The organism is Lysinibacillus sp. EB106-09-02-XG168, assembly GCF_058791475.1.
In genome coordinates this window covers 1,182,548-1,195,072 of sequence record NZ_JBYTDN010000003.1, presented here as the reverse complement: position 1 = coordinate 1,195,072, position 12,525 = coordinate 1,182,548, and the positions used below count along the sequence as shown (strand labels likewise).

Annotated in this window: 10 protein-coding genes; all 10 read right to left on the bottom strand. The window is 38.5% G+C overall.

The genetic code is table 11. The features are described 5' to 3' along the window. Window positions 1-173: 173 nt before the first annotated feature. Window positions 174-431, bottom strand: a complete 258-nt coding sequence (locus AC3WSO_RS06515; RefSeq protein WP_079560524.1) for a DUF3243 domain-containing protein — start codon at window positions 429-431, stop codon at window positions 174-176. A gap of 46 nt (window positions 432-477) precedes the next feature. Next, window positions 478-1,206, bottom strand: a complete 729-nt coding sequence (gene ymfI / locus AC3WSO_RS06510) for an elongation factor P 5-aminopentanone reductase (protein ID WP_492529687.1) — start codon at window positions 1,204-1,206, stop codon at window positions 478-480. Further along, complete coding sequence (yfmH, locus tag AC3WSO_RS06505; RefSeq protein ID WP_492529685.1) at window positions 1,203-2,504, bottom strand: EF-P 5-aminopentanol modification-associated protein YfmH; 1,302 nt, start codon at window positions 2,502-2,504, stop codon at window positions 1,203-1,205. The genes ymfI and yfmH overlap by 4 nt, the downstream gene beginning before the upstream one ends. After that, window positions 2,501-3,772 (bottom strand): EF-P 5-aminopentanol modification-associated protein YfmF, encoded by a 1,272-nt coding sequence (yfmF, locus tag AC3WSO_RS06500; protein ID WP_492529683.1) that lies wholly within the window; start codon window positions 3,770-3,772, stop codon window positions 2,501-2,503. The genes yfmH and yfmF overlap by 4 nt, the downstream gene beginning before the upstream one ends. A gap of 253 nt (window positions 3,773-4,025) precedes the next feature. Beyond that, window positions 4,026-4,991 (bottom strand): ABC transporter permease, encoded by a 966-nt coding sequence (locus AC3WSO_RS06495; RefSeq protein ID WP_492529681.1) that lies wholly within the window; start codon window positions 4,989-4,991, stop codon window positions 4,026-4,028. Between the two features lies 1 nt (window position 4,992). Continuing rightward, entirely contained in the window at window positions 4,993-6,039 is a 1,047-nt protein-coding gene (locus AC3WSO_RS06490) for an ABC transporter permease (RefSeq protein ID WP_492529679.1), read from the bottom strand. Continuing rightward, on the bottom strand, window positions 6,039-7,586 hold the full coding sequence (locus AC3WSO_RS06485) for an ABC transporter ATP-binding protein (RefSeq protein ID WP_492529677.1): 1,548 nt from the start codon (window positions 7,584-7,586) through the stop codon (window positions 6,039-6,041). Before AC3WSO_RS06485 ends, AC3WSO_RS06490 begins: the two co-directional genes overlap by 1 nt. Window positions 7,587-8,141: 555 nt before the next feature. Next, a complete protein-coding gene (locus tag AC3WSO_RS06480; protein WP_492529675.1) occupies window positions 8,142-9,230 on the bottom strand; it encodes a BMP family lipoprotein in 1,089 nt (362 codons plus the stop codon). Window positions 9,231-9,284: 54 nt separating this feature from the next. Next, complete coding sequence (locus tag AC3WSO_RS06475) at window positions 9,285-10,013, bottom strand: GntR family transcriptional regulator (protein WP_492529673.1); 729 nt, start codon at window positions 10,011-10,013, stop codon at window positions 9,285-9,287. Window positions 10,014-10,199: 186 nt separating this feature from the next. Further along, the gene (locus AC3WSO_RS06470; RefSeq protein ID WP_492529671.1) at window positions 10,200-12,488 is read right to left on the bottom strand and encodes an FtsK/SpoIIIE family DNA translocase; all 2,289 of its coding nucleotides are present in this window, start codon (window positions 12,486-12,488) and stop codon (window positions 10,200-10,202) included. Window positions 12,489-12,525: the final 37 nt, after the last annotated feature.

The window sequence follows — 12,525 nt, the reverse complement described above, 5'->3', positions numbered from 1 at the left end:
ATAGCTGATTTTTTATGTAATGGAAAGTTAGAATACATGGAATTATAGCGTTATTTTTAAAAACTTACTATTTTTTTTTTGAACATCCTAAATAGGCTTACATACGTTCCCTTTTCTATGCAGAAATTGCTTTTTTATATAGAAAAAAAAGAGGAGATCGCTCTCCTCTTTTTTTACTGTACAGGTTTATTTTGCACAAGTTTAACGACACAATTCGCCAGTGCGTGTTTTTCTTCTTCAGAGGCAACGCCCCATAAATCCGACAGCACTCGTTCTTGTTCATTTTTAGGATCGACATTTGTCGCCAAATATTCTCCAATTTGTACAGCAGCTTGTTGAATCATTTGCGATGGCACACCGCTAGATTCTGCTCGCATAACATTTTGACCTAAAAACGATGTCCATTTATGCCAGTTCTCTAAGATAGTCATACTGTTCCTCCTCCTTTACACATGTAGTATGTGCAAAAAAAGAACATTATATGTACCAACCACCGTTTAATCGAATTACTTGTCCCGTTACATAATCTGCATTTCCAGAAAGGTAAAAACGCACCATTTTAGCAACATCCGTTGTTTGTCCAGCTATCCCTAGCGGAATGTCTTCTAAAATATAGTCAAGCTCCTCTTCACTTAAATGACTGTTCATCGAGGTATTTATAAAGCCAGGTGCAATGGCATTAACACGAATACGTGACAGTGCCGCTTCTTTCGCATATGACTTTACAAAAGCATGTTGGGCACCCTTCACAGCTGCGTAAAGAGCTTCACCAGCCGATCCCGCCTCTCCCCAAATTGAACCGATAAAAAGTACATAGCTGACATCATGAGCACGAAGCTTTGATGACAGCAATGCCGTCAGACGCATTGGGTTTTGCACATGGACACGCCATAATGCATCCATATCCTCCACAGTAGTATCTTCAAGTAGAGAATAATGCGCCTGACCATTTGCAAAGACAATCGCTTGCACATTAAAAATTTGCGCTGCTAGTAATTGTGCGCCAGATGCTTTCGAAAAATCTCCTTGTACAAGCATAAATTCCTGTGCAGGGAAATTTTCTGAAAGAGAGTGGTATAAAGCCTGCGCCGCTTTTTCATTGTTTGAAAAGTGTATGTAGATGGACCAGCCGTCTTCTGCCAGACTCTGACAAATAGCACGACCAATCTCACCTGATGCACCTAATACGAGGGTAAACTTTTTCACTGTTCACCCTTCTCTGTAGGTAAAATTTTAAAGACGGTTTGTTGAGATTCACCTTGAATTGAAGAAAATGCTTTTTTCAAATCTTCAATCGTTAATTCTTCTAGCACAGGTACAACATCGAATAAATTCATCTCATTAAACGAATAACGTGTAAATTGGTTGGCGATAAATTCAATAGAGTTCAGCGCACGTAGGAAGAAACCAATTTTTTTACGTTTCACTCGTTCTAAATCGGCACTTTCAAAGTGTGCATTTCCATCATACTTTGCTAATTCTTCTTTAATAGCTTTCTCTAATGCAGCCGGTTCTGTAGAATCCGAGCCAATCATAGCAAAACCAAAGCCATTTTCTAACGTGAAATCAAATGCATACGTTTCATCAATTAAGCCATTTTCATAGATGCGCTCATAAAATTCAGATGTACGTCCGAAAATAAGTTCAAGAGCAATTTGAACAGATAGCTCATGTTTTAACATATCGCGACCTGAAAGATTTGTTTCTTTTGCTTTTAAGCCGATATAAATCTTTGGCTTTTGTACATCCATACGCAACTCACGCTCTTTGATAGCAACCTCAGTCGGTTCTTTATCAAAGTAGCGTTGTATAGGTGTTGGTTCAGTGAATTCTTTTTTACCTTGATTGTCACGAATAAACGTCATCATTTCATTAGGGTCTACAGCACCAATAACAAACAATAACATATTGGACGGATGATAGAACGTATTGTAGCACGTATATAAGTGGTCCGCAGTAATGCCATCAATCGTCTCGATTGTCCCAGCGATATCAATTTTTACTGGGTGATTATGATACATATTTTCGATCGTACCAAAATACAAGCGCCAATCTGGCTGATCATCGTACATCGTAATTTCCTGACCAATAATGCCTTTTTCCTTATTCACTGTTGCTTCCGTAAAGTAAGGCTCTTGCACAAAATTTAATAATGTTTCTGTGCTTTTATAAATATTGTCCGTCGAAGAAAATAAATACGCCGTACGGGTAAATGATGTAAAGGCATTTGCTGAAGCGCCGAATTCACTAAACTTTTGAAATACATCTCCATCTTCTTTTTCAAACATTTTATGCTCTAAAAAGTGAGCAATGCCATCTGGGACTGTAATGCTTTCCGTCTCTCCAAGCGGCACAAATGTACGATCAACAGAACCGTACTTAGTTGTGAACGTCACATATGTTTTGGAATAGCCCTTTTTCGGTAAAATATAGACATCTAAGCCATTCTCTAATTTTTCATAATACAATGTTTCATCTAATTGTTTGAATTCAATTGTCTTCATTGTGCGGCTTGCTCCTTCCCACATAAGAAATAGACCGCTTCTAGCTGAATTTGCTTCGCCATTTCAACGATATCTTCTCTCGTTACAGCTTTCCATTTATTTGCCCAAGCTTCAACAGAGAACTCCTCGGGTAAATCTTTATACTGGTCAAAAATTTCTATTTGTCCTCGGGCAGAATCCAATGACTCTTTTAGCTGATTCGTCAGCATTGCCTTTGTTTGCTCTAATTCTAAATCAGTAATGTCGCCTGCTTGCATAACAGAAATTTGTTCTTTAATTAGTGATAGCGCTTTTTCTTCATTCTTTGGTTCAATCCCAGACACAACAAAGACTAAGCCATAATGTGATGCATAGGAGCTAGACGCATAGTAAGCTAAACTTTCCTTTTCACGAACATTCATAAATAATTTGGCATGAGGATAGCCCCCAAACACGCCGTTAAAAATTTGCATTTTAGGGAAATCAGGGTCACCAAATCGTACTGGTGTACTAAAGCCAATATGCAGCTTTCCTTGCTTCATATCTTGTTGCTCACGTACATAATCATTTTGTGGATGCTGTTGCGGAAGCACAGCAGGAACTTCTTCAGGTGTACGATCATTAAATGGTAGCGCTTCTTTTAGTTTCGCTACGATTTCTTCTTCATTGATATCACCCGCGACATAAATATCTATTTTATCGTTAGTAAGCATGGATTGATATGCTTCAAACAATGAGGCAGGGGTAATTTTTTGAATATCCTCAACAGTTCCGTTAGCAGAAATAGAGGCCGGTTCATTTGGACGTAAAATCTGTTGAATACGTTGCTGCGCAAATCGAGATTTATCGTCAAAAATAGACTCGATACGTTGAATGACTGTTTTCTTTTCACGCTCTACAATCGATTCTTTAAATACACCGTTTTCTATATTCGGTTCAAAGATTGCTGTATGCAATAAACCAAGTACCTCGTTTAAAACACTTGTATTTGCCAAATAATGATCGTTAACGGTTTCTACATTCATCAGCACTGTATGCTCATTACCACGTTTAGATGTATCAAAATAAAGCACTGTGCCATACAAGTCATCCAAGAAACCTCGGAATGCAGCTGTTGTCTTATATTTAGCATTGCTGTGTTGCAATACATTTGTTAACACTGTGCGTTCAGACGCATTTGTAGCCGTTAATGCTCTTCTCCATTTAATTGAAAAATTTACGGTTTTAAATTGGGTCGTTTGTCGAATATGCAAATTGACACCTTTTGCAAAAGGGATTGTTTTAAACATATATAGAACCCTCCTTATCTTTCTTAATATAACAAAGTACTACACATACTATACATGTCTATTGTCTATAATTGCAAAAAGAATCCAAAGTATGTATATGAAATGTGTGAAATTACATTTGGTTGGTTGATGAACCTGTTTATACTAGCAAATAAAGATCAACCTACAACCATTATTTTCCCAAACACTTGAGCTATGTACAAGGAAAAAGACTGAGCATTTTCGCCCAGTCTTTCGTGTAAACAATTGTTTTTTAGCGTTTCCCCTTAATATAAGGTTGACCACTAGCTTTTGGTGCATTTGCTTTACCGATAAATCCTGCTAATGCAAGAATTGTTAATACGTACGGTAAAATTTGTAGGTATACAGCAGGAATGTTTTGAACGTAAGGAATTGTGCTTCCTGCAACACTTAATGTTTGTGCTACTCCAAAGAATAAAGCTGCACCTAATGCACCGATCGGATGCCATTTCCCAAAAATCATTGCAGCAATGGCCATAAAGCCTTGACCAGCAATTGTTGCATGTGAGAAATTGCCTGCTATTGATTGCGCGTATACTGCTCCACCAAGACCACCTAATGCTCCAGAGATGACAACAGCAATATAGCGCATTCTATTAACGTTTACACCCATTGTATCTGCAGCCATTGGATGTTCACCAACAGCGCGTAAACGTAATCCAAATGGTGTTTTATAAATGATAAACCATGCCCCAAAAGCTACTGCAAAAGCTAATATAGATGTACTGTATACATTTTGGAATAATAATGGACCTAAGAACGGTATGTCCTCTAAATAAGGGATAGCGAAACGATTTATTGCATGGGTTTGGTCAATCATATCTGTTTGACCTTTATCATAAATCATTTTTACCAAGAATACGGATACTGCTAAACCTAATAAGTTGATAGCAACCCCCGATACTGTTTGATCGGCACGGAAGGAAATAGACGCAACTGCATGAAGAAGTGAAAAGATTCCCCCAATAATGAAAGCTGCCAGCATTGCCATCCAAATTGTTGCTGAACCGAATGTTGAAGCATATTCTAAGTTTACATAAATACCAACAAATGCACCAACAATCATTAAACCTTCTAATCCGATGTTTACTACACCAGAACGTTCAGAGAATACACCACCGATTGCAGTAAAAATTAAAGGTGTTGCATAAAGAATCGCCGAAGGGATGATGAAATATAACATTTCTAAAAAGCCCATGTTATTGTCCCTCCTTTTTCTTGCTCAACTTTTGTAATGCTACTCGTATAATATAGCCTGATGCCACGAAGAAAATAATTAACGCGATAATAATCGACACGATTTCCTCTGGAATACCTGCAGCATTCGGCATATTTAGCGCTCCGTATTTAAGTGACCCAAATAATGAAGCCCCGAATACTACCCCTAGTGGCGTGTTGGCACCAAGTAAGGCAACAGCGATCCCATCGAAACCAATACCTGTAAAGCCTGGTTTAATAGAAGCGTTTCCGAAAGTACCTAGTGCCTCCATAGCACCACCAAGACCTGCGAACATACCTGAAATCGTCATAGCTAAAATAATGTTTTTGTTGACGCTCATACCAGCATAATCTGCAGCATGCTTATTAAAGCCTACCGCTTTAAGCTCATATCCGCGTGTTGTTTTTTCTAAAATGAACCACATAACTATTACCATTAACAGTGCAACAATGATGCCATAGTGAAGACTTGAATTGTCTGTAAGCTCTCTTAAAAACGGAGAACGTAAAGAAGCTGATTCATGAACTCGTTCTGTTTTAAAGCCACCGTCAGACAAGTTTTTAATCACCGCATTCGCAATATAAAGCGCAGTGTAGTTTAACATAATTGTCGCAATAACTTCGTGAACTTTAAATTTCGCTTTTAAGAAACCTGCAATAAAGGCCCAAAATGCACCTGCAGCTGCTGCAGCAAGTAATGCTAATGGTAAGTGAATGATTTTAGGTAGATCAAATGCAGATCCGACCCAAGCTGCTGCTAGCCAACCTAAAATTAGCTGACCTTCAACACCGATGTTGAATAAACCTGTGCGGAAGGCAAATGCTACCGCAAGACCCGCCAATATGTACGGTGTTATTTGACGGATTGTGTTCCCAATTGAATATGAATCTCCAAAAATACCTGTCCATAGGGCGCTATAACCTTGTACTGGGTCATAGCCGCTAACTACCATAACGATAGCACCAACAATTAAACCGATAATGATAGAGATAATAGGAACGAGTATATTAATGACACGATTTGACATTAGTCGTTCCCCTCCTTCGCACCATTCATGTTATTTTTACTACTTTGCCCTGCCATTAATAGGCCTAGCTCTTGTTCTGTTGTTTCTTTTGGATTTAACTCATCCACAATTTGACCATCATAAATAACAGCGATACGATCCGAAACATTCATGACTTCATCTAATTCAAATGAAATTAACAGTACTGCTTTTCCTTTATCACGTTGCTCAATAAGGCGTGCGTGAATAAATTCAATTGCCCCTACGTCAAGACCACGTGTTGGTAATGCTGCGATCAATAAATCAGGATTACGATCAATTTCACGACCGATAATCGCTTTTTGCTGGTTACCACCTGAAAGGGCACGAGCCGGTGTCATTTCACCATTACCAGTACGAACATCATATTCTTCAATAATTTGGCGTGCTTTTTCAGACACTTTCTTGTAGTCCATAACAAAGCCCTTAGCGATTGGAGACTGGTAATATGTTTGCAGTGCGATATTATGGCCAATTGGGAAATCTAATACTAAACCGTGTTTATGACGGTCTTGTGGGATATGCCCAACGCCTTCCTCCGTAATTTTTCGAGGTTTCATATTTGTTATATCTTTGCCATTTAATCTAACGTTACCACTTTTAATTTTACGTAGACCCGTTATGGCCTCGATTAACTCAGATTGTCCGTTTCCATCGATACCCGCAATACCAACAATTTCACCTTTACGTACTTTTAAGTTCAACCCTTTTACTTTATCGATATTACGATAGTCTGTAACAATCAAGTTTTCAATTGCAAGTACTTCATCAGTTGGATTTGCTTCTGTTTTTTCTGTTTTAAATTCGACTTGGCGACCAACCATCATTTCAGCTAATTGGTTAGGATTTGTTTCAGCAGTTGTAACTGTTCCAATCCCTTCCCCTTTTCTGATAATCGTCACACGGTCAGAGACTTCCATAATTTCTTTTAACTTATGGGTAATCAAAATAATGGATTTGCCCTCTGCAATTAAACGGCGCATTATTTGAATAAGCTCTGTAATCTCCTGTGGTGTTAAAGATGCCGTAGGTTCGTCAAAGATTAAAATTTCTGCACCGCGGTATAATGTCTTTAAAATTTCAACACGCTGTTGCATCCCTACTGTAATATTCTCGATTTTGGCATATGGATCAACATCTAAACCATACTTTTCGGAAAGTTCCTGTACTTTCTTTGCCGCATCTTTAATATTAATAACACCCATTTTAGTAGGCTCAGAACCTAAAATAATATTCTCTGTTACAGTAAAATTTTCCACCAACATAAAGTGTTGATGCACCATACCAATCCCTAGATCATTGGCCACATTCGGATTTGTAATTTTAACAGCCTTCCCACGAACTCGAATTTCGCCGCCCTCTGGTTGATACAAACCAAAAAGGACGTTCATTAAAGTCGATTTACCTGCACCATTTTCACCTAGTAATGCATGAATTTCGCCTTTTTTCAGTTGAAGGGTGATGTTATTATTCGCCACGAAATCACCGAATTCTTTTCGGATTCCTAGCATCTCAATCACGTATTCCAATTTCGTCACTCCTTTAATAGGCACTTTTATCAATTTCGCCTCGGCGTAATTGTGGCGTCGCCTTACTTTCGCTACAGAAAACATGTGTTGCCGACGCATCGTTAACACTCCGATTTCGCACAGATAAATAATCCGTCCAGTTTTTGAGACTATTTAGATTTGTTTGAGACAAACTAATAATACTAGCCGTAGCCACTGTTAGGTCAACATTTTTTCACATCGACAGCAATGACCTCAGCCAGAGGTTTCATCTTCGCTCAGTGGCATTATGTACCCTATTAACAAAAATTCACGCATATTTTGTCCCACTAATAGAGGTAGATATTCTTCTGAATGAAGATAAATTAATACAGGAAAGGCCATCGTTAGAAACCTTTCTTCTATTAACTTGTTCCCATCATTACTATTCTTACGATAAACTCATAGAAAAATTACTACCTCTATGGTAAATAAATAGAATCAAATAAAGTATTACAAATAGTCGAAATATAACGATAGATTGAAAAATCATCATAAGGGCCTTTTTAAAGTCCCTTATGATGATCAAAAGATGAATTATTTTTTCACTTTTTCCGGAACTTTAATTTCACCTTTAGCAATTTTTTCTTTATATTCATCAATGACAGTTTGAACATCCGCTGGGATTGCACCGCGAGAATCTGCAAGTTTCACGCCGTCTTCAGCTAAACCATAAGTAAGTGTTTTGCCACCAGGGAATTCACCATTTTTAGCTTTATTTGAAATATCTATAACTGCTGCGTTAACACCTTTTAACATAGAAGTTAAAGTAACGTTTGTTTTATCATCTACTTTACCCTCTTCGTATTGGTCAGCATCTACACCAATTACCCATACATTTGCTTTAGGATCTTTTTTCTTACGTTCCTTTGCCTCAGAGAATACACCGTTACCAGTTGCACCAGCAGCGTGGAAGATAATATCTACGCCTGAAGAATACATGCTGTTAGCTGTCATTTTACCAAGATCAGCTTTATCAAATGCGCCAGTATATCTACTTTGAATATCAATATCCGGATTTACTGTTTTAGCCCCTTCAACGAAGCCTGCTTCAAAGCGATTAATAACAGGAATATCTCCTCCGCCAACGAAGCCGATTTTTCCTGTTTTAGTCATTTTCGCAGCAGCTACACCAGCTAAGAAGGCACCTTCTTGCTCTTTGAACATAATAGATGCTACGTTGTCTGCTTTTACTGAAGCGTCAACGATTGCGAACTTTTTATCTGGATTTTCTTCAGCTATTGCAGTCATAGCATCTTCCATCAAATAACCAATACCAAAAACTAAATTAAAGTCACGACGTAATAATGCGTTTAAATTTGATTCATAGTCAGCGTCTGATTTTGATTGTAAGTAAGCGAAGCCGCCATTACCTTCTTTTAGGTTATTTTCTTTACCGTAAGCTTGAACACCTTCCCAAGCAGATTGGTTGAATGATTTATCATCAACGCCACCTACGTCAGTTACCATTGCGACTGAGAACGCATCTTCTTTGTTACTTTCGCCAGATGAAGCGTTTTCATTTTCTTTTGCAGGTTTTTCTTCGTCTTTCGTACCACATGCACCTAAGATTGCACTTGCAGCTAAAACTGATGATAATACTAAGCCCATTTTACGTTTTTTCATTTTGTTAACCCCCCAAAGGTATTGTAATTAGCAGGAAAAAAATTTAGAAATGTTCTACACCCGTTTACGAACTACATGGAAGCTGAATTTATCAGCTCGGAAATAATTTTTTGAATACAGCACTACTTGATCGTGATCATCGTAATGCAACTGCTTTAATACTAAAAGAGCTGTTTCACGCCCGCAATTTAAAATCGGTGAAGCTTGCTCATGGTACCCGATTGGATCAATATATGTAACAGCATAGGCAACATGAATTTTACCGGATTGTTCAAGTGCAGAGAAAAGTGAAACTTCTTTTTTTTCTACAAAGTCAGTTGGCAGGAAGCTCGCTGGTAATCTGTCTATGCAGTAAACTACCGGCTCACCATCCGCTGTTCTGACACGTTCAATTGTGAGTATTTTATCCTCGCCATCACACTGGAAGCGTTTTAAATCTTCCTCAGCAGGTATGCTTTCCGTCGCTTTTAAAAAGCGGGAACCGGGTTCCATACCCGCCACCTCGATCATAGAAGAAATGCTCGATAAATGCTCGATGCCTGATGTAAACAACGGCTTAGGGTTTACAAATGTGCCCACCCCATGTCGACGCACAATCACATTTTCCTCTTCCAACAGTCGTAGCGCTTCTCTAAGCGTTGCTCGACTGACTCCTAGTGATTTCGATAATTCAAACTCTGAAGGCAGTTTTTCATTTTCTTTAAAAACGCCTTTTTCAATGTCAGACTTTAAACGATCAATTACTTGAAGATAGAGATGACGATGATCTGCTTTAATAGTCACATATATCACCACCAAAATCAGAGATCAGACATCTGATGTACAACATTCCTACTAATCGTTCATAAATATAACATTTTTATAGACTGAAAGCAATTACACTTAATGTAATTGCTTTCGAATTTTTAAATGAATTTGGGCCTACTAGATGTATACAACATTGTTCAATTTTTTAACGTTACTATGGTACTAATTATCGTATTGATGAATGAGCACTTGTCGAGGTTTACTACCCTCTGAAGGCCCGACAATACCGCGTTGTTCCATTTGATCGACAATGCGAGCAGCTCTCGAATAACCGATACGGAAACGGCGTTGCAACATCGAAACAGATGCCGTCTGCATACTAACAACTAACTGTACAGCCTCATCAAATAATTCATCCGTTTCCTCTAAAATTGTCTCTTCATCGGTCGGAATCATTTCCTCCTGATATTGTGCCTTTTGCTGTTCTATAACAAAGTTAACAACTGACTCAACTTCCTGATCTGATAAAAAAGCACCTTGCACACGTTTTGGTTTAGATGCACCAGCTGGTAAAAACAGCATATCTCCTCGACCGAGTAAACGCTCGGCTCCACCCATATCTAAAATCGTTCTAGAATCGATTGCAGACGACACTGCAAAGGCAATGCGCGAAGGAATGTTTGCTTTAATAACACCTGTCAACACATCTACACTTGGTCGTTGAGTCGCAATTATTAAATGAATCCCCGCTGCACGTGCCATTTGTGCTAAACGTGTAATAGAATCCTCTACATCACTTGAGGCAACCATCATTAAGTCTGCTAACTCATCTACAATTACGACAATATAAGGTAATTTAGGGTGTTTTTCATCTGTTTGCTCATTTACTTTTTGTACATGACTATTGTAACCTTCGATATTACGGGTACCTGTATGTGAAAATAGATCGTAGCGGCGTTCCATTTCTGCCACAACTTTCTTCAACGCCTGAGACGCTTTACGTGCATCCGTAACAACTGGTGCCAGTAGATGTGGAATACCGTTATAAACATTTAACTCCACCATTTTCGGGTCAATCATCATCAGCTTAACCTCATGTGGTTTTGTACGCATCAGGATTGATACGACAATACCATTTATACACACACTTTTCCCACTACCCGTCGAACCCGCAACAAGTAAATGTGGCATTTTATTGAGCTCAGCAAGTACTGCTTGTCCAGTAATATCACGACCAAATGCAACTTGCAATAATGCTTCTGGCTTTGCACCATCCTTAGACTCTAACACTTCCCGGAGTGTAACAATAGCTACCTCACTATTTGGTACTTCAATGCCAATCGCTGACTTCCCAGGAATAGGTGCTTCCATACGAATATCCTTCGCAGCAAGTGCTAAGGCAAGGTCATCCTGTAAGTTTACAATTTTACTTACTTTCACACCTACATCCGGTAATATCTCGTACTTTGTTACAGCCGGACCTAAATGAACCTGTGTAACTTTTGCCTTTACACCAAAGCTTTGCAACGTTTGTTCTAGCTTTTTCGCATTTGCCTGTATGACCGAATATTCGCCACTTTGGTCATGCTGTGGCGGTAATTGCAATAAATTGTAAGAAGGAAGTTGGTAGTCTGCATTTTCCACAGCATCTGCGCCTTCAATATGAACATCATCAACAATCGCACCATGTTCAATGTCTTCATTTTCTGCCATTGCAAATGACTCTCGTTCATGAGACACATTTTGAGTAAAAGCAGAGATGATTGGCTCATGAGAAATCTCCTCTTCCTCTTGTACTTCAGGCTCCTGATCAACGGCCGCAATTTCATCTTTTCTTTCTACTTTTGAACGGCGATTAGTAGGTTTTTTCGGCATATTCTTTTTCTTATCACGATGTTTCTTCTGCCATTTGCCAAAAAGGTCGGGCATTTTTTTCGCTAAATATGGAACAAGTGCCTTTCCTGTTACTAAAATTAATCCGATAAAGAAAATAACCCATGCAACGACTTTCGCACCTGCCGCCTCAAATAAAACATGTAGCGCACTAAATAACAGTGCACCCACCATTCCGCCGCCAAGTGCATTACTTCGATTGATGATACCCTCAGAATTAATTAAAATTCGCCAAGATTCTCGCAAAACAGAGTCTGATAATAATCCACCGGATTTTGATAATTGTTCAAATAATATGCCATGACTAAAAATTGTTAAACTCATAACAATTAGGAGCATACCTAATATGACACGATCATAAATGCTTATTTTTTTACGCCCAATCATCAGTAACACCGCAACAAAAATAAGCATAAAAGGCACAGCAAAATGTAAATTCCCAAAAAGAAACATCGTAATCGTTTGTAAAACACGGCCAATCATGCCATATTCAAAAATCATAATAACCGCAAATGCAATTAAGATAAGACCTAAAATTTCATACATAAGCGGATGCATTTCTTTTTTCTCTGTCGTCGCTTTTCCTTTCGTGACTTTTCTTTTCTTACTAGTCGCCATCTATTTCACCTTCTTTTGCAATCCATTCTTTAATATT